Genomic DNA, 17,751 nt, shown 5'->3' with positions numbered 1-17,751 from the left:
CAAGCCCGCGGGGCGGGTCGTGCAGGCGGAGACGGCAATGGAACAGGCGAGCGCGGGGCCGAGGGGAATGGAGCGCTTCCGGCTGGACGGAGCCGTGGCGCTCGTCACGGGTGGCGGCGACGGCATCGGCCGCTCGTCGGCCCTGCTGCTGGCGGAAGCGGGCGCGGCGGTCGTCGTTCTGGATGTCAACGGTGCGAAGGCCGACGCCGTGGCCCGGAGCGTCGAGGACGCCGGAGGCCGCGCGCTGCCCGTGGCGGCCGACGTGACCGACGAGGCCGCCGTCGAGGCGGCCTTCGCCAAGGCGGCGCGGGCGTTGGGCCCGGTCAACGTCCTGGTGAACAACGCGGGGCTCGCCGTGCGGGCAGCGGCGGACACGCTGTCGCTGGAGGACTGGAACCGGGTGCTCGCCGTCAACCTGACGGGCATGTTCCTGTGCGCCCGCAACGCCGCGCGCGGCATGCGCGGCCGGGGCGGCGCCATCGTCAACACCGCCTCGATCATGGGGCTCTCGGGTGGCCTCTATCCCAATGTCGCCTACCAGACGACCAAGGGCGGCGTCGTCAACATGACCCGCGCGCTGGCGCTCGAATGGGTCGAGGACGGCATCCGCGTCAACGCGGTCGCCCCGACCTTCGTGCGCACCGGCTTCATCACCGGCCTGATGAGCGACCCCGTGAAGGCCGCGCGGGTGATCGACGCGAGCCCGATGGGCCGCCTCGCCGAGCCGGAGGAGATCGCCGCCGCCATCGTCTTCCTCGCGAGCCCCGCCGCGAGCATGATCACCGGAGCCATCTTACCGGTGGACGGAGGCTATCTGGCGCGGTGAAATAGAGGGGGCGGTTCCGCCCGCGGCAGCGCGGCGTGATCGTGGGGACGAGGGATGGTGAGCGAGCCATCGAAGACATCCAGCTCCGTGCCGGCCGAGGCCTGGCGAGCTCTTGCGCTGCTGACGGCGGCCCGCACGGCGATGGGCTTCCAGTTCCAGTCCTTCGCGTCGGTGTCGGGTCCGCTGGGCCAGCAGTTCGGCCTGTCGCAGGCCGACATCGGCACCCTCATCGGGCTCTACTTCGCGCCGGGGATCCTCATCGCCCTGCCGGGCGGCGCCCTCGGCGCGCGCTTCGGCGATCGGCGAATGGTGATGGCCGGCCTCGCCTTGATGGCCGTCGGCGGCCTTGGGGCCGCCTTCGCCGACAGCTTCGGCACTCTGGCGGCGGCGCGGCTGGTGTCGGGGGTGGGCGGCGTCCTCCTGAACGTGCTGATGACGAAGATGGTGGCGGACTGGTTCTCGGGCCGGCCGGCGTTGTTCCTCGCCATGGCCGTCTTCGTGAACTCCTTCCCCGTCGGCGTCGGGCTGTCCGCGCTGGTCCTCGGGCCCGTGGCGACGGGCGCCGGATGGCGGACGGCCTTCGAGGTCGCGGCGGCGCTGGCGGGCGTGGCGCTCTGCATCCTCGCCTTCGGCTACCGTCCGCACCCCAACGACGGCCGCGGCGTGGCCGCCGCCTCGTCCCGCCTCCTCGGCCGCGAGGTCGTGCTGGTGTGCCTCGCGGGCGCGATCTGGGGGATCTTCAACGGCGTCTTCGCCATCACCGTCGGCCTCGTCCCGCAGGTCGGCCTGCAGGCCGGGATCGACCCCGCGCAGGTGCGGCTCGCCGTCGGGCTGGCGACCTGGCTGCTCGTCGCCTCGGTCCTCGCGGGTGGTGCCCTCGCGCCGAAGCGGGTCGCGCCGGGCCGCCTGATGGCGATCGGCGGCCTCGTCTGGGCGCTGTGCATGGTGGTGCTGGCCCTGCGGCCGCCGTTGTTCCTGCCAGCGATGGCCGTGGCCGGCCTCGTGATGGGCCTGCCCGTCGGCGCGATCCTCGCGCTGCCCGCACGGGTGCTGCGCCCGGAGAGCCGGTCGCTCGGCATGGGACTGTTCTTCACGTGGCTCTACATCGGCCACGGCGCGCTTCCGCCGCTGGCGGGATGGCTGCAGGACCGGGCGGGCTCGGCCGACGCGGCGGCCTTCTTCGCCGCGGCGATGGCGGCGCTGATGACCCTGCTCTATGCCAGCTTCATCGGCGTGGAGCGGAGGCGCCGGACCGCGTAGCGGGCGGCGCGTCACGCCTGCCGGGCATCAGCCCTGCGGCCGGAACTCGATGCGCGACAGGAACGCCCCGAGGCGCTCGTTGCCGGAGCGTCGCAGGACGTCGTCGGGCGTCCCCTCGACGACCTTGCGACCCTTGTCCATGAAGACGACCCGCGTGCCGACGTCGCGGGCGAACGTCATCTCGTGGGTGACGACGACCATGGTCATGCCGTCGGCGGCGAGGCCGCGCACCACGGACATCACCTCGCCGACCAGCTCGGGATCGAGCGCCGACGTGATCTCGTCGAGCAGCAGCACCTTGGGGTCCATGGCAACGGCGCGCGCGATGCCCACGCGCTGCTGCTGCCCGCCCGAGAGCTGGCTGGGCAGGTTTTCGGTCTTCTGCGACAGGCCGACCTTGTCGAGCCAGTGCAGCGCCTTCTCGCGCGCCTGCGCCCGCGGCATCCCGCGCACCTTCGTCAGGCCGAGCATGACGTTCTCGAGCGCGGAGAGATGGGGAAACAGGTTGAACAGTTGGAAGACCATGCCGATGTCGGCGCGGATGCGCGAGAGCTCGCCGTCCGAGCGCCGCCTGCGCGCGCCGCCCGGCTCGCCGCGGAAGCCGATCTCGACGTCGTCGACGGTGATCGAGCCCTCGTCGTAGGTCTCCAGCGCGTTGATGCAGCGCAGCAGCGTGGTCTTGCCGCTGCCGGAGGGGCCGATGATGACGACGACCTCGCCGCGCGGCACGTCGAGGTCGACCCCGTCGAGGACGAGGGTGGAGCCGAAGGACTTCTTCACCCCGCGGATGCGGACGAGAGGAACGGCCATGGTCACTCCCGGATGTAGGCGTAGCGCGCCTCGAGCCGGCGGCTGGCCGCGCTGAGGGCGTAGTTGATGACGAAGTACATGGCCGACGCCAGCAGGTAGACGGGCATCGGCTCGTAGGTGCGGCCGATCACCTGCTGCGCCGCGAGCATCAGGTCGACGATGCCCACCAAGGAGACCAGCGCCGAGCCCTTGACCGTGTCGGTGACGGAGTTCAGCCACGGCGGCAGGAACCGCCGCACCGCCTGCGGGAGGATCACCCAGGCGAGGCGCTGGCGGAAGGTGAGCCCGATGGCCTTCGCCGCGTCGGACTGGCCCTGCGGGATCGACTGGATGGCGCCGCGCGTGATCTCGCCGACATGCGCCGTCTTGAACGCCACCAGCGCCAGCACCACCGAGGGCAGCGGCTGCATGTTCAGCCCGACGAAGGGCAGAAGGTAGTAGATGGTGAAGATCACGACGAGCAGCGGCATCCCGCGCAGGATGTCCGAGAACGCCCTGAGCGGCAGCCGCACCCACCACGGCCCGTAGGCGAGGCCGACGCCGGCGAGCGCGCCCGTGGCGAGCGAGATGACGACGACGGCCGCAGAGACGCCGAGCGTGACGAGGAGCCCCTGCCACAGGAAGGGCAGCGTGGTCGTGACGAAGGCGAGCGCGCCGCTCACGTCCGCCGCCCCGGCATCAGAGCGCGCTCCACGAGGCGCAGCGCGGCCAGCAGGATCCAGCCGACGACGAGGTAGACGGCCGCCACGACGATCCAGACCTCGACCGCGCGGAACGTGTTGGTCTTGATCCAGTTGGCGCCGAACGTCAGCTCCGGGACGGCGATGACCGAGGCGAGCGAGGTGTCCTTGAACAGCGAGATGAACGCGTTCGACAGCGACGGCAGCACGATGCGCAGCATCGTCGGAAAGCGGACGTAGACGAGGCGCTGCCACGCCGTCAGCCCGATGGCCTTGCCGGCGTCGATGATGCCGGGCGACACGGCCGCGAGGCCGGCGCGGAACACCTCGACGAGGTAGGCGCCCGCGTAGAGCGAGAGCGTCAGGACGAAGCTCTCCGTCGCGTCGAAGGCGAAGCCGCCGATCGAGGGGATGCCGTAGAAGACGAGGTAGATGAGCAGCAGCAGCGGGACGTTGCGCACGAACTCGACATAGGCCGAGACGGCGCGGCGCAGCCACGGATGGCCGTCGTTGTAGACCACCGCCAGCGCGAGCCCGATGACGCAGCCGATCAGGATCGAGACGGCGGCGAGCTCCAGCGACAGGACGAGGCCCCAATAGAGCTTGTCCGCGTACTTCCAGACGAAGTTGAAGTTGATGTGGTAGTTCACGAGCGAAGGGCCTCCCGCCGGTGAGCCCGGCGGGAGGCCGCGTCCTCAGATCACGGGGAAGCCCGGCACGCGCCGCGGCGGCGTCGTGCCGAAGAAGTCCATGAACGCCTTGTCGTAGAGCTCGGTCTGGTGGCCGTGCATCGCCACGTTGAGCGTGGTGTTGACGAACGACAGCCAGTCGAGGTCGCCCTGGCGCATCGCGCAGGAATAGAGCTGCGTGTTGTAGTGGAAGCCGCTGTCGAGGTAGCGGTCCGGATTGCGCTTGACGAGCCAGCCCACGGTCGAGAGATCGACCACCGCCGCGTCGGCGCGCCCGGAGTCGAGCGCCTGGATGGCGTTGGCCTGCGTGTCGAGCTGCAGCACCTGCGCCTGCGGCAGCGCCTGCTTGACGAGCTGGTCGGCATCGACGTTCTGCAGGACCGAGGCCTTGGCGGCCGAGCCGGCGTCGATGAGCTCCTTGTGGGTCTTGTACTTGCCCTTGACCGAGGTCAGGAGCGCCACGCCCTCGACGTAGTAGGGGCGCGAGAAGTTCACGAGCTGGGCGCGCGCGGGCGAGACCGTCATGAACTGGATGACGATGTCGACCTTGCCCGTGGCGATGTTGGGAATGCGGGCCGCCGGTTCCTGACGGACGAACTCGACCTTGTTGACGTCGTCGAAGAGGCCCTTGGCGAGGATCCGCGCGATGGCGATGTCCATGCCGGTGAGCTGGCCCTTCTCGTCCTCGAAGTGCCAGGGCGCGTTGGTCGAGCCCGTGCCCACGATCAGCTTGCCGCGGTCCAGCACCGTCCGCAGCGTGCTCGTTCCCGCCGCCTGGGCGGCGGCCTTCTCGGCCGACAGGGCCACCGCGGCCGCGCCGGCCGCCGCGACGGCGCCGAACTTCAGAAAGTCACGCCGTCCCGAGGCGCCCTCATGCGCATCGTCCATGACAGAATCCTCCCTCGCCATTGTCGCGCGGCCCCTCGCCGCCCGCCGGCCCTGCCAGCTTACATCTGATCTTGGGCGCGGCAATCGATCGGCCGCGCCCCAGACGCTGGGGAGCCCTGCGTCCCGCGAGAGGCGCGGTCGGACCGGGGGGCGCGCAGGCACGCGCCGGCGGGGCTGGATCGATTGAGCCTCGGCAGACGATCGGCACTCGGACGCGCCATGCCGACAGCCTCGGCTGGCGGCCCCCCCCCGCCCTACCGCTTCCAGACCCCGAGCCCTTGCGCGCGCGCCTGGCTCTCGGCCGCCTTCTGCTCGGGCGAGGCTTCGGCCGTCGCCCGCGCACCGCCGTTGAAGAGGATCGCGGTCGCCAGGTCCCGTCCGCCCACCGTGCAGGCGTAGGCCTCCGACGGCCTGGCGGGACGGCACTCGACGGCGCGGCCGGCGATGTAGCTGCGAAGCTCGTCAGGGTTGCCGCCGCGCGACCATTCCAGCCCCTTGAGCCGGACGATCGCGTCCCCGACACGCATCGTCGTGGTGTCGAGCACCTCGGGCACGCCCGAGACCACCCCTGTCGCCTCTGTCCGCTGCGGCGCGGCCGGGCCGGCCGGAGTCCGGCGCGGTCCGATGACGACGGTTCCCGTGACCTCCGGGGCGCCCGCGTCGGGCGGTGACAACCGCGACCCCACGGCCGCGGCCAGAGCGGCGACCAGCGCCATCGCCACGCCCATCACCCACACGGGCAAGGCCCGGCGCCAGGCCGACCTCCGGGCCGGGGACCGGGATGGCGATGACGGCGGCGGCTTCGGCAACCGCGCCGAGAGGCGACGCCGCGTCCAGTGGTCCCGGATCCGGGTCCAGCGCTCCCGGAGCTCTTGCAGCGTGCGTCCCGCCGACGGACTGTCGAGGCGCAGGAGGTCGCGCTGCGGCGGGGGCGGCGGGGCGAACAGCTCGGGGTGCTGCGCCGCGACGTCCTCGACGGCGGCGCGCAGCGCGCGGGCCGCATCGGCATCGAAGGCCTGCGGCGCCGAGGCTGCCAGCCGCGCATCCACCATGCGGCAGACAGCCCCCTCCATCCCCGGCAGCGGACGGCGCGCTGAGACGGCCTCGGCCACGCCCTCGGCTTGCACCCGGCGAGCCGTGTCGGCAGGCTCACTCGATGGTGCTGTCATCGTCGGCTCCCGGCACACGCTCGACGACCCGGCTCGTCTCGGAGGCGATGACGGGCCGCCCGTCGACGAAGCGGACGTCGATGTCGAGCGTCGTGACGCCGCTCGACGTGCGGCCCCGGCCTCGGGCGTCGAAGTCGACCAGCAGGCTCACCCGGCACGACAACCCGTCCGGGTGGCACCGGACCGTGACATCGCCCTGCCGCGGGCGATAGTCCCGCTCGGGCCAGCGGCGGACGAAGCGCACCTTCTCGCGCATCAGGGAGGCGAACGACCGCGAGCGACCGTGGAACGTCACGCGCTCGCCGTAGAACTCCGGCATCGCGGCGAGCGCCTCCGCGTTCGGCCGCGACCAGGCCTCCAGGTAGCGCCGCACGAAATCCTCCGCCGCCTCCACCGGCCCCTCGACCGGTCCCGGCCGCGCCAGCGCAGGCCTTTGCGGCGGCCGATCGTCGGGCGGCGGCGGCGCTGCGCCGTGCTCCGACGGCGGGCTGGGCGGCGGAACGGGGATCATCTGCGGCGCAGGCTTCGGCGCCGGCGTGGCCTGCTGCGGAGGAGCAGGGGCGCGCTGAGGCGGCGCGGGAGCCGCCTGAGGTGCGGGCTGGGGCAGCGGCGGCAGGGGCTGGGCCGGCGCCGGAAGGGGCTGGGCCGGAGCCGGCGGGGGCTGTGCCGGAGCAGGCTCCGGGGCCGGCTCGATGCGAAGCGGCGGATCGACCCACGGCCGCTCCTGCGCCCTCGCGGCGTCGGGCCATGGCGCGAGCGCCAGGGCCATGGCCGAGGATGCCAACGCAAGACCGGCGATGCTCCGCGTCCTGGCCACGTGCCGTTCTCCGAGCCGCGGCAGGCGCCGCGCTCATAGGCAACGCAGCCCCGCGGCGGGAGGTTCGGGGAGCTAGATCAATGGCGACGGCGACAGGAAGCGACGGCACGCGTCATCCCGGCCAGCCGCCCCGCACCCAGGTCGGCCGCCGCGCCCCAGCAGCCGGCCTGCGGACACTGTCCGGGCCGGGCACTCAGAGGCCGGGCAAAGCTTGACCCGACCCGATCCGCCGCGCGCTGCGGGTGCGAAGCCGCCGGTCACTCCACGACGGGATAGAACGGACTGCCCCAGTCCTCGCCGGGGTGGTCCATCATCAGGTCGATGAAGACGGGCATGAGCCAGCCCAGCACCGCGGCCCCGTCGCGCACCTGGTGGCGGTTGACGCTGCTGTTCCATGTGGCGCCGCCGTGGACGATCTGGTTGCGCAGCACGTAGAGCCGGTCGAAGACGATCTCGAGGAGGCGCGCGGTGTCCTTGGCCGCCATCGCCGCCGCCACGGCGCGCCGCCCCGCCGCGAACCGGTCCTCCCAGTCGGCGCAGCCCGGCACGCCGTTCTGGTGGTCCCAGAAGGGTGCGAAGACGTAGCGGTTGTCGAGCAGCACGCGGATCTCGTGCGGGAAGCGCGTCCAGACCGCGTTGTAGATGCGGTCGCCCTTGTCGAGCGCGACGAGGCGCTCGAAGAAGGCGCGGAACCGCCGCCGCTCGCCGGACCACGCCCTGTCGGCACCGGCCCCGCCGTCCGCCCCATCCCCGTTTGTTCCCTCCCGGCCGATGTCTGCGGCATAGGCCGAGTTGAAGGCGATCCAGAGCAGGATGAAGCGCACGTCGAGGTCGTCCGCGGCCTCCTCGGCGCGGGTGAACCAGGAGAGGGCGCGGTGCACCCGCAGCGCCAGGGCCGGAGGGAAACCCTCCCGCACCTCCCGCTGCTTGCGCTTCAGCGCCTCCGGCGACAGGTGCGCGGGACGCGAGGACGACGGCATGGCGGAAGACTACCGCAATCGCCGCGAAGGCGCGGCGAATTGTAATGCGAACGTTAACAGCAATGGGCGGGAGGGGAGCTCACGCCGCCAAGACGGCCCGAGCCCCTCGCCTCAGGCCATCCCCGCGTCCGGCTCCCGGAGCCGCGCGACGACGTCGCCGATGCGCTCGGCCCACGCGGGATTGTAGCGGGCGATCAGGCCGAGCGGGTCGCCGGCGGCCGGATCGGGCGTGCCGGCGTCGGCGAGCGCGGCCCGGGCCTGCGGCTTGTCGCCGAGCGCGAGCGCGCAGAGCGCCACCGCGAGGTTCGCCGGGGGCCAGTGCGGCCGCAGGGCGAGCGCATGCCGCGCCTCCTGCAGCCCCTTCGCCGGGTCGCCGGAGAAGCCGTGCGACAGCGCCAGCAGGAGAAACCAGGTGAAGTTCTGGGGGTCGTAGGGCGATAGCCGGAGGCCATGCTCGAGCGGCGCGATGGCCTCCGCCGCCCGGCCCCCGTAGGCGAAGGAGCCGCCGAGCACGAGGTGCCCGAGCGCGAAGGACGGGCTCAGCGCCAGCGCCCGCCGGGCCGCCGCGATGGCGGGGTCGGGCAGGCCCGCGACCATGTGGGTCACCGCCACCGCGTAGTGGGCGTAGGGGTTGCGCTCGTCGAGCGCGACGGCGCGCCGCCCCGCCTCGAGGCCGCTGTCGAGCGTCGCGGCGATGTCGTCGGTCCAGCCATAGGCGGCCAGTCCTGCCTCGGCCCGCGCCAGCCAGACGTGGCCGTCGGCGCCGTTCGGCTCCGCGGCGATCGCCTGCCGGAAGAGCTCGCGCGCGGCCCGGTGGCCGTCCGGCCGGATCTTGTGGAACTCCCACATGCCGCGGCGCACGAGCTCCCAGGCCGACAGGCTCTGGCTGCGCTCGGCGCCGCGCCGGCCCTCCGTGCGCAGCAGCTCGGGCTCGATGGCGCCCGCCACCGCCTCGGCCACCTCGTCCTGCAGGTCGAGGACGTCGTCGAGCGGCCGGTCGTAGCGCTCGGCCCACAGCGAGACGCCGGTCTCGGCATCGACGAGCTGCACCGAGACGCGGATGCGGGCCGCGCTGCGCCGCAGGCTCCCGGAGAGGACGTAGCGCACGCCGAGGCGGCGGGCGATCTGGTCCGTCTCGATCGCCCGTCCCTTGAAGGCGAAGGAGGAGCTGCGCGCCATGACGAAGAGCCACCGGGCCTTGGCGAGCGCGGTCAGGATGTCGTCGGCGATCCCGTCCGCGAGGTACTCCTGCCCGGGGTCGCCGCTGAGGTTGGTGAAGGGCAGCACGGCGATCGACGGCCGGTCGCCGCGCTCGGGCGCCGGGCGGGCGGCCGCGGGCTCGCGCGCCGACACGTGGCCGGCCCGCAGCGCGTAGACGCGCACCGGCCGCGCGATGTTCTTCAAAGCCTGCTCGCCACGGTCCTCGAACGGCAGGACGAGGCGCCCCTCGAGCTCGTCGTAGACCTTGCCCGAGATGCACAGGCCGCCCGGGTCGGCGAGGCCCTCGAGGCGCACCGCGACGTTGACGCTGTCGCCGTGCACGTCGCCCTCGGGCGAGATGACCGTGTCGCCGCAGTTGACGCCGATGCGCAGCCGCAGGGCCGTGCCTCCCGGCCCGGCGCCCCCCGCCGCCGCGTCCGCCATCCTCTCGCCGAGGGCGGCCTGCGTCTCCACCGCGCACAGCACCGCCTCGACGGGGCTCGCGAACTCGATGAGCGCGCCGTCGCCGAGCGTCTTCACCACCCGCCCGTTGCGCCGCGCCGCCGCCGGCCCGATCACCTCCTCGAGCAGGGCGCGGATGGCGGCGAGCGTGCCGGCCTCGTCCTGCCCCATCATCCGGGACGAGCCGACCACGTCGGCCGCCATGATGGCCGCGAGCCTGCGCGTGGGCGGTGACGGCTGATGTGGCATCGAAGCCTCGCGGCGCCCCTGGAACCGCCCCACTATCCGCCCGTTCCGTGCCGACAGGAAGGGGGACACGGCAAGGGCAAGCCGGTATCGTGCCTCCATGAGCGATCGTCCGGCAGGCCACGCCGACGCCAGCGGCGAAGCCGGCCGCCCGCCGCCGCGCTGGTCGGGCGGGATCGGCTTCGTGCTGGCGACGATCGGCTCGGCCATCGGCCTCGGCAGCGTCTGGAAGTTCCCCTACGAGGCGGGGGCGAACGGCGGCGGGCTCTTCGTCGTGCCCTATCTCGCCGGCCTCGCGCTCGTGGTGCTGCCGCTGCTGCTCGCCGAGTTCGCGGTGGGGCGCGCGGGACGCGGCGACGCCGTGGCGAGCATCGAGACCGTCGCCGGCCACGCCGGCGCCTCGCGCGCCTGGGGTCTCGTGGGCCTGCTCGGCATCGCGACCGGCGTCGCCATCCTGAGCTTCTACGCGGTCATCGGCGGCTGGACGCTGGCCTACGCGCTCGACGCGCTCCTCATGGCGCCGCCCGGCGCCACGGCGGCGCAGACGCAGCAGCGGTTCGACGCGCTGCTCGCCGCGCCCGGGCGGGTGCTCGGCTTCACGCTGCTCTTCCTCGCGCTGACGACCGGCGTCGTCGCCGCCGGGGTCGAGAAGGGGATCGAGGCGGCCTGCCGCCTGCTGATGCCGGCCCTGTTCGTCACCGTGCTGCTGCTCGCGGCCGTGTCCCTCGCGGTCGGGGACGCGCGGGCCGCGCTGGACTTCCTGTTCGGCTTCGACCCCGCGCGGATGCGCCCCGGCGCGTGGCTCGACGCGCTCGGCCTCGGCTTCTTCTCGATCGGCGTGGGGCTCGGGGCGATGATCACCTACGCCGCCTATGCCGGGGAGGCGATCGACCTGAAGCGCACGGCGCTCCTCACCATGGTGGGCGACACCACCGTCTCGCTGCTCGCGGGCCTCGCCATCTTCCCGCTGGTGTTCCGCTTCGGGCTCGATCCGGCGGGCGGGCCGGGGCTGATGTTCGTGACGCTGCCGCTCGCCTTCGCGCAGCTGCCTTTCGGCGGCGTGATCGGGCTCGCCTTCTACCTGCTGCTGGCGATGTCGGCGCTCGCCTCGGCCGTGAGCCTGCTGGAGCTCCCCGTCGCGCGCCTGTGCGCCCGCGGCTGGCCGCGGCCCGCGGCGGCGATGGCCGCGGGCGGCGCCATCGCGGCCCTCGCCGTGCCGACCATCCTGTCCTTCGGCCCGTGGTCCGGCTGGCGGCCGCTCGCCGGCCTGCCCGGCTTCGCCCACGCCAGCCTCTTCGACCTCATCGACTTCGCCACCTCCGACCTGATGCTGCCGGCGGCCGGGCTCGCCCTCGCCGTCTTCGCCGGCTGGATCGTCCCCGCGGCGACGCTCGGGCGCGAACTCGGCCTCTCCGGGCTGCCCCTGGCCCTGCTCGCGGCCCTGCTGCGCCTCGTCGTCCCGGGCCTCATCGCCGCCCTCATCGCCGCGCGCTGGCTCGCCTGAGCGGACCGCCGCGTCCATTCCGCCGCCCCTACCCTTTCCAGTCCGGATCGTCGCGCTCGTCCCACCAGGCTGGCTTGATCAAGGGTGTGCGCTCGATGTCGTGCACCGGAACGCCACCGAGGAAGCGGGTCTGGCTGGGCTCCGGGGGCGTCCACGCCCCGGGATCCGGGTCCTCCGGCATCCGCTTCAGGCGGGCATCCTCTTCGGGGTTCACCGGGATGGGCTTCGCCGGCGGCTGCACCCCCTGCTGCGCGGCCGGCGGCACGGGGGGACGGCGTTGCGTCGTGCCGGATTCATGCCGCTGCATCGTCCCGGGTTCGTTCCACCCGGCCGACCGGGTCCCGTCACCGGGCCGGGCGGGCGCCTTCTGATTGCGGCGCCGCGGCGGCCGCGACGGACGCACGCCCTCCCCGCCAGGTTCGTTCTGCAAAAACGGCGTGGGCTGGCCCGGCCCTGCCGGCACGGGGCGAAGCGCGGGAGAGCGCATCCGGCGAGCGTGGGCCCGGGCGGCGGCGCGCAGCGCGGCGATGTCGCCCTGGGAGAGATCCGGGAGCAGGCCAAACGCGCGCCGCACGGGATCGCGCGCCTGCGCGCGACGCTGGTCGGCGAGGACCTCGATGATGGCGACGCTGCGCCAGACATCGGCGAGGACGTCCTCGGCGGTGAGCGGGCGATCGGATCCCGGGGCGGTGCGGGGCGGGGTCGTCATGAGGTCTCCTTCTGGACGCGGGCGGGCGCGGCGTCGACGGCGCGATCGAGGGCGTCATTCCGCGCGGCGTCGAGGGCGGCGTCGAGGGCGGCGAAGGCCCTGCGGCGGCGGGCCCGCGCGGCCGCCTCGTAGCGGGCAAACCGGGCGAGCGCCGGCGCCGCGAGGGCCACGGTGGGGGCGTGGCGCGCTGCCTCCTCGAGGATCGTCTGCGGATCCACGGGTCCCGACCGCCCGGGGGCGGTGAGGTGCAGGACGGCGATGCGGCCCTGCTGGGCGGCGGTCGCCTCGCGACGCACGCGATCGGCGACGCCCCGCACCCGGTCGACGAGGAGATCGGCACGAGCCGCCTCGCGCGCGAGGTCGTGCAGGTGGGCCGGGACCGGCCCCGGCACGCCGTGCAGCAGCAGCGCGGTGCGGCCGGCGACCGCGGCGTCGTCCCCGATGCCGGCGGCGAGCAGGACGGAGAGGCCGTGGCTCACGGCGTTGCGGGATGCGCGCGCCTTCCCGGCCGCGGTGCGCGGACCCCGGCTCTTCGCGCCGTTGCGGCGGCTGACGTCACCGGCCATCGCCGCCTCCGTCCGGATCCGGGCTGCCGAACAGGTCGATCTGCCGGGGCAGGCCCTGCCGCGGCGGCGACGCCACGGTCTGCGGAGGGGCCGAGAACGTTGAGGATGCGGGGGGCGATGCCGACGCTGGGGGCGACGCGGACACGGAGGGCGCCCCCGGCGGGGACGCATGCGGCGACGGCGGCCGCTTTGCCGGGAGAGTCGGGTCGGCGCCGGAGGGCGGCTCGCGGATCGACGCTCCAGGTTCGTTCTGCAGAATCCCCGGTGAGGGATGGGCCACCCTCATGCCGGCCCCGAGGGACGCACCCGCCTCCGGTCCGCGGGCACGACGCCGCGCGGACGTGACGGCCGGAGACGACGTGGCGACCGGCCCCTCGTCGTCGGAGGACGCGGCGCTCCGGGGCCCGACGGCGTCGGACCTGGCGTCGGGCAGACCGACGGCGTCGGGCGGACCGACGGCGTCCCGCGCGCGCCGCCTCTGGCGCTCCCCGGAGCGGGGCTCTGAGGCCGCCTTCGCGTCCTCGCGCGCCTCCTTGCGCCGGCGCGCCTGGCGCGCCTCGATCTGCCGGATCAACTGCCGCTGCTGCGTCTGCACCCGGTGCAGGCCGCGCTCGAGGCGCTCGCGCATGTCCATGCCGTCGATCAGGGCCTGGTCGCCGGGCGCCCGCGGGCCGAGGCCCAGGGCCCTGAGCCGCAACTCCACCACCCCGATGGCCTCGGGGTCGCCCGCCACCGCCCGGCGGGCCAGCGCCTCGGCCTCGCGAGCCAGATGGGGGCGCTCGTCACCCGCGCCGTCGACCCCGCGCAGCAGGAGCGCCTGGAGCGCCTCCTCGCGGTTGAGGTCGGCGAGGCCCGCCAGCGCGTCCTCCAGGCGGCGCTCCTCCACCGTGAGCCGGGCGACCTGCCGGATATCCAGCCAGTCGGGGCCTGCCAGGTGCGGCTGGTCAGCGGCGAGCAGCACGACCGTCTCGCGGTAGCGCCGCTCCTCGTCCGCGTGGGTGAAGGGCGTCTCGAGAAGGCTGCCCCGCAGCGCGACGGGCAGCCGGGCAAGCTGGACCTCGAACAGCGCGTCGAGGCCGTCGGGGGCCGTGCCGGGCGTCGGGGTCCCGGCAGGACGGAAGCGGGCTCCGGCCCCGCCCAGCGTCGGATCAGGTCCAGGTCCGGGCCCCGCGTGGTCCACCGCCGCGTCCGGCGGGGTCGTCCTTTGCATCGGCATGCTCGTACTCCTCTTTCACCAGTCGCCACCTCCCCCTGCTGCCCGGTCCGGCTCCGTCCTCCTGCAGGAACGGGGCCGGCCGTCGTGGTCGCGACAGAGAGGATGCACCGAGATCGATCGAGGAAAAGGGGGGCTGGGTAGGGAACAGCCGACGTCGGGCCCTGCGGCGCACCGCCGGAACACGTGTCCAGAGGGATGGGCGAAATAGACTCCAGCGCTTTTGGAGAATCCTTTTCGGAAGCCCAAAAAAAACTTTGCAGAGGCCCTCCCAGGGCACCCCGATCGGCCCGCTGCGCCCGCCGACATGGGCTGCGGCGGCGAATCACCCCCTCCAGCCGATTCGGAATCAACGCCCAGTCGATGCTCGTTGACGTTGATGAACGTCTACGCCGATCCGCCTGCGCGACGCCGAAGGATCACGCCCGGTTCCTCCGGCGTGCCAGTAAAGGCGATGCCGGCTCGTTCGAGGGCCTCAACGACGTCCTGAAGGGTATGGACCCGCGCACTGGGGGTGCCCTGATGCTGCTCCAACCGCTGGATGGTTTGAAGCGCCACGCCACTTGCTTCGGCCAATTCCCGGGCAGACCAACCGAGAAAGCCTCGTGCCGCGCGGATTTGACTGCCCGTCACGAGCATGACGGTTGACTCCACACTGCAGTGGTATAATTTATACCACTATCGAGGTAATTTGACGCGCCTCGCAGAGGAGACACTGACCATGTCTGACACATTCGCCTACTGGCGCAATGCCCTTTGTGGGTCCTTCGGGCCCGTGCACGAGAATGATCCCCAGCCGGGATACTACCGCACCCGGCCCGGACGCGACGGACGCATGCTGCCGGTCGCCATCTGGAAGGAGGCCGACGGGACGGTCCGCGCCATCCGCGACGGTGTCGACGTCGACTCGTCGATGGTCTGGACGTGGTGCTGCCGCAACCCCGTCGCGTACGAGACCTACGTCGCCGTCGCCGAGAAGGGGGAGCCGTGGCCGGAGGACGTTCCGGTGGTTGGGGTGGCGGAAGCGGTGTCATCGACCGTCGTGTCGGCGGCTGTGGCTTCGCCGGACGGGTTGGCCCTCCCCGGCCCGGGCCACAACAGCCTCGGCGCCGCCGTCGATCCCGCCCTCGAGCTCAAGGCCACCATCGACGGCCTCTGGCTCCAGGCCTCCGACTGGCTGGGCGCCATCGGAACCGTCTCCTCGCAGCTCGAGGCCGACCGCTGCGCCAACTTCGCCGAGCGCTTCTCATCCCTCGAGAAGAGCGCCGAGGAGGAGCGCACGCGCGAGAAGAAGCCTGTCCTCGAGCAGGGCCGCGCCATCGACGCGAAGTGGAAGCCCGTCATCGGGGCGGCCGACGACGCCAAGCGGGCGATGAAGAAGGCGCTGGAGCCGTACCTCCTCGCCGAGACAAGGCGCCTGCAGGAGGCGGGCGGCTTCGGGGAGACGGCCGACAGCGTCAAGGCGGGCACGAACGGGCGGCGGGTGTCGCTGCGCAGGACACGCCGGGTGTCCGTCTCCGACCGCAACGCCTTCATCGCCCACTACCGGCGCGACGCCCGCGTCTGGGACGACGAGGCGGTGCAGAAGGTCGTGCTGCGGCTCGCCGAGGCGGACCTTGCCGCCGGACGCCGCGTGCCCGGCGCCGAACTCGTCGAGGAGCAGGTCGCGGCCTGAGCGCCGGACCCCACTTGAACAAGACCCTGGCCGCGTGACCGGCGGGCAGTGACGCTTCGGCGTCACCGCGACTTCGACACCACCCACATCGCAACCCGAGCCCCTCCCGGGGCCGCAGCGGGCCGACCGACCGTCGGCGCCGAAGGAGAGATCGCATGTCCATCGCAGCATCCACGCGGACGAACTCGGCGACGTCATCGCCGACATCGTCCTCGCACACGTCTCCGTCGTCGCACTCGTCCTCCCCTCCCCTGCCCTCCTCGCTCGCCGGCGCCGTGCAGGGCGAGCTCTTCCCGCGTCCCCAGTCCCGCCTGCCCCTGCGCGCCCGCGCCATCGTGCCGAGGACCCTGGACGAGGCCCTCGGCTTCGCCCGCGCCGTCGTCGCCGCCCGCATGGCGCCTGCCGGCCTCGACACGCCCGAGGCCTGCATGATCGCCATCCTGCACGGCCTCGAGGTCGGGCTCACCCCGCTCTCGGCCCTGCAGCGCATCGCCGTCATCGGCGGGCGGCCCACCATCTGGGGCGACGGGGCCATGGCGCTGGTGCGCGCCTCCGGCCTCGCCGCCGCCATCGACGAGCGCGTCGACGGCGCCGGCCCGACCGACTGGGTGGCGGTCTGCACAGTCCGGCGCAGGGGCGAGCCGCTGCCGGTCGAGCGGCGGTTCTCCGTTGACGACGCCCGCCGCGCGCGGCTGTGGGGCAAGCCCGGACCCTGGTCGGACTACCCCCGCCGCATGCTGCAGATGCGGGCCCGGGCCTTCGCGCTGCGCGACGTCTTCGCCGACGTGCTCGGCGGTCTCTACCTGCGGGAGGAGGTCGAGGGTGTGGAGGCCGCCATCGCCGATGCGCACTTGGACACCGTCGAAGTGGTGGAGGGCCCCGGACGGTCAGGCAACGCCGGCGGTTCACCGCTCCCGGTTGTCGAACAGAAACGTCCGCTTCGTTACGAGATGCCGCCACGCGGGAGCACGAACGGACGCCCGCGGGTCGTCGCGCCGCCACCGCCCGGATGGGGGGAGGCAGCAACAACGACAGGGCGGGAACCGGCTGCTGGTTCGGCGGCGAGCGCACGGGCAGAGGCAGGCGACCTGAACGGCGACGTCGCCGGCGACTCCGCCACGGCCTCTATGCCTCCCCTTCCAGCCCTCACCCGGCGTCGCACGGCCTCCGCCCGCGAGGCGCAGCGCCTTCGCTACGCCCAGGGCTGGGCCGTCGGGCGACCGCGCACCCTCCAGCCGAAATCATCGACGCCGCAGCCGGCGCGACGTTCGCCAAGGGATCCCGTCGCCACGGAGACGACGACGGCGGATCCATCGCCGGCTCCGGCCTCCCACGACGACGTCTCGCTCTTCGACGACGCCCTCTCCTGCGCCCGCGACCGCGCCACTCTCGACGAGATCGTGCAGGAGTTCACGCCGCGCCTCTCCAAAGCCAGCCGCGAGATCCGCGCGGCGGCAGCGCGGGTCCTGAACCGGCATCGCCAACGCGTCGTGGAACTGGAACAGCCGAAGGCGTATGTGGCGAGCCGACCCGCCGGCAACGACGGCGAACCGAGCGCAGCCGCAGAGGTCGAGCCGGGCACCGAAGGAGATGCGGCATGACCGAGATCCAACGCCGGCGCTCCATCTCCACCCGCGAGCGCCTCGACCTCTTCCTCGCCGCCCATGGCCGCTGCCAGCGCTGCGGATGGAGCCTCACGCCTGGCGTCCGCTGGGAGGTCGATCACGTCATCCCGCTCGCCCTCAGCGGGAGGGACGACATCGACAACATGCAGGTGCTGTGTGTGCCGTGCCACTCCGGCAAGACGAGTCGGCAGGACGTGCCGGCGATCGCGAAGGTGGCGCGCGTCAGGGCGCGGCACGTCGGCGCCGCACGATCGCGGCGGCCGATGCCTGGCGGGAAAGCGTCGAGGTGGAAGAGGACGGTCGACGGACGGGTCGTGGGACGCGCGGGAACTGGCCGCCGATCTTCGTTCGGTCTGGCGGACACAGACGCGGACACGGATGAGGATCCCGCGATAGAAGAAATCGGGAAATCCTTCATGTATAGATGATGTT

Annotated in this window: 18 protein-coding genes; 6 read left to right on the top strand and 12 right to left on the bottom strand. The window is 73.2% G+C overall.

Annotated elements, in window-relative coordinates:
* The first annotated feature begins 37 nt into the window (after positions 1 to 37).
* Positions 38 to 826, top strand: coding sequence for an SDR family NAD(P)-dependent oxidoreductase (locus ACX9GQ_RS01765; protein ID WP_459627809.1), 789 nt, complete (start codon positions 38 to 40; stop codon positions 824 to 826).
* A gap of 57 nt (positions 827 to 883) precedes the next feature.
* Complete coding sequence (locus ACX9GQ_RS01760) at positions 884 to 2,086, top strand: MFS transporter (protein ID WP_459627808.1); 1,203 nt, start codon at positions 884 to 886, stop codon at positions 2,084 to 2,086.
* A gap of 27 nt (positions 2,087 to 2,113) precedes the next feature.
* On the opposite strand, the gene ACX9GQ_RS01755 is transcribed toward ACX9GQ_RS01760, so the two are convergent.
* The 8 genes from ACX9GQ_RS01755 to ACX9GQ_RS01720 form a co-directional block, all read right to left on the bottom strand.
* A complete protein-coding gene (locus ACX9GQ_RS01755; protein ID WP_459627807.1) occupies positions 2,114 to 2,896 on the bottom strand; it encodes an amino acid ABC transporter ATP-binding protein in 783 nt (260 codons plus the stop codon).
* Positions 2,897 to 2,898: 2 nt separating this feature from the next.
* Positions 2,899 to 3,558 carry an amino acid ABC transporter permease gene (locus tag ACX9GQ_RS01750; protein ID WP_459627806.1) on the bottom strand — a complete coding sequence of 220 codons (660 nt, stop codon included), beginning with the start codon at positions 3,556 to 3,558 and terminating at the stop codon, positions 2,899 to 2,901.
* Complete coding sequence (locus ACX9GQ_RS01745; protein ID WP_459627805.1) at positions 3,555 to 4,226, bottom strand: amino acid ABC transporter permease; 672 nt, start codon at positions 4,224 to 4,226, stop codon at positions 3,555 to 3,557. The genes ACX9GQ_RS01750 and ACX9GQ_RS01745 overlap by 4 nt, the downstream gene beginning before the upstream one ends.
* Positions 4,227 to 4,271: 45 nt before the next feature.
* Positions 4,272 to 5,153, bottom strand: coding sequence for a transporter substrate-binding domain-containing protein (locus tag ACX9GQ_RS01740; RefSeq protein WP_459627804.1), 882 nt, complete (start codon positions 5,151 to 5,153; stop codon positions 4,272 to 4,274).
* Positions 5,154 to 5,407: 254 nt separating this feature from the next.
* Positions 5,408 to 6,322, bottom strand: coding sequence for a thermonuclease family protein (locus ACX9GQ_RS01735; protein WP_459627803.1), 915 nt, complete (start codon positions 6,320 to 6,322; stop codon positions 5,408 to 5,410).
* Entirely contained in the window at positions 6,303 to 7,139 is an 837-nt protein-coding gene (locus ACX9GQ_RS01730) for a hypothetical protein (protein ID WP_459627802.1), read from the bottom strand. Before ACX9GQ_RS01730 ends, ACX9GQ_RS01735 begins: the two co-directional genes overlap by 20 nt.
* A 257-nt stretch (positions 7,140 to 7,396) precedes the next feature.
* A complete protein-coding gene (locus ACX9GQ_RS01725) occupies positions 7,397 to 8,119 on the bottom strand; it encodes a hypothetical protein (protein ID WP_459627801.1) in 723 nt (240 codons plus the stop codon).
* Between the two features lie 111 nt (positions 8,120 to 8,230).
* Complete coding sequence (locus tag ACX9GQ_RS01720; protein ID WP_459627800.1) at positions 8,231 to 10,030, bottom strand: adenylate/guanylate cyclase domain-containing protein; 1,800 nt, start codon at positions 10,028 to 10,030, stop codon at positions 8,231 to 8,233.
* A 97-nt stretch (positions 10,031 to 10,127) separates the two neighbouring features.
* On the opposite strand from ACX9GQ_RS01720, the gene ACX9GQ_RS01715 reads away from it, so the two are divergent.
* Complete coding sequence (locus ACX9GQ_RS01715; RefSeq protein WP_459627799.1) at positions 10,128 to 11,531, top strand: sodium-dependent transporter; 1,404 nt, start codon at positions 10,128 to 10,130, stop codon at positions 11,529 to 11,531.
* A 28-nt stretch (positions 11,532 to 11,559) separates the two neighbouring features.
* On the opposite strand, the gene ACX9GQ_RS01710 is transcribed toward ACX9GQ_RS01715, so the two are convergent.
* From ACX9GQ_RS01710 to ACX9GQ_RS01695, 4 genes are all read right to left on the bottom strand, one after another.
* Positions 11,560 to 12,240, bottom strand: coding sequence for a hypothetical protein (locus ACX9GQ_RS01710; protein WP_459627798.1), 681 nt, complete (start codon positions 12,238 to 12,240; stop codon positions 11,560 to 11,562).
* Positions 12,237 to 12,806, bottom strand: coding sequence for a hypothetical protein (locus tag ACX9GQ_RS01705; protein ID WP_459627797.1), 570 nt, complete (start codon positions 12,804 to 12,806; stop codon positions 12,237 to 12,239). The genes ACX9GQ_RS01710 and ACX9GQ_RS01705 overlap by 4 nt, the downstream gene beginning before the upstream one ends.
* The gene (locus tag ACX9GQ_RS01700) at positions 12,796 to 14,022 is read right to left on the bottom strand and encodes a serine/threonine-protein kinase (RefSeq protein WP_459627796.1); all 1,227 of its coding nucleotides are present in this window, start codon (positions 14,020 to 14,022) and stop codon (positions 12,796 to 12,798) included. The genes ACX9GQ_RS01705 and ACX9GQ_RS01700 overlap by 11 nt, the downstream gene beginning before the upstream one ends.
* Before the next feature lie 384 nt (positions 14,023 to 14,406).
* Complete coding sequence (locus tag ACX9GQ_RS01695) at positions 14,407 to 14,658, bottom strand: helix-turn-helix domain-containing protein (RefSeq protein WP_459627795.1); 252 nt, start codon at positions 14,656 to 14,658, stop codon at positions 14,407 to 14,409.
* A gap of 82 nt (positions 14,659 to 14,740) precedes the next feature.
* Here ACX9GQ_RS01695 and ACX9GQ_RS01690 point away from each other — a divergent pair, with 82 nt between their 5' ends.
* From ACX9GQ_RS01690 to ACX9GQ_RS01680, 3 genes are all read left to right on the top strand, one after another.
* A complete protein-coding gene (locus ACX9GQ_RS01690; protein ID WP_459627794.1) occupies positions 14,741 to 15,694 on the top strand; it encodes a hypothetical protein in 954 nt (317 codons plus the stop codon).
* Between the two features lie 155 nt (positions 15,695 to 15,849).
* Positions 15,850 to 17,295, top strand: coding sequence for a recombinase family protein (locus tag ACX9GQ_RS01685; protein ID WP_459627793.1), 1,446 nt, complete (start codon positions 15,850 to 15,852; stop codon positions 17,293 to 17,295).
* Positions 17,292 to 17,747 carry an HNH endonuclease gene (locus tag ACX9GQ_RS01680; protein ID WP_459627792.1) on the top strand — a complete coding sequence of 152 codons (456 nt, stop codon included), beginning with the start codon at positions 17,292 to 17,294 and terminating at the stop codon, positions 17,745 to 17,747. The genes ACX9GQ_RS01685 and ACX9GQ_RS01680 overlap by 4 nt, the downstream gene beginning before the upstream one ends.
* Positions 17,748 to 17,751: the final 4 nt, after the last annotated feature.

The organism is Alsobacter sp. R-9 (genome assembly GCF_054612375.1).
The sequence above is the reverse complement of the archived record's forward strand: the minus strand, read 5'-3'. Positions and strand labels throughout refer to the sequence as shown.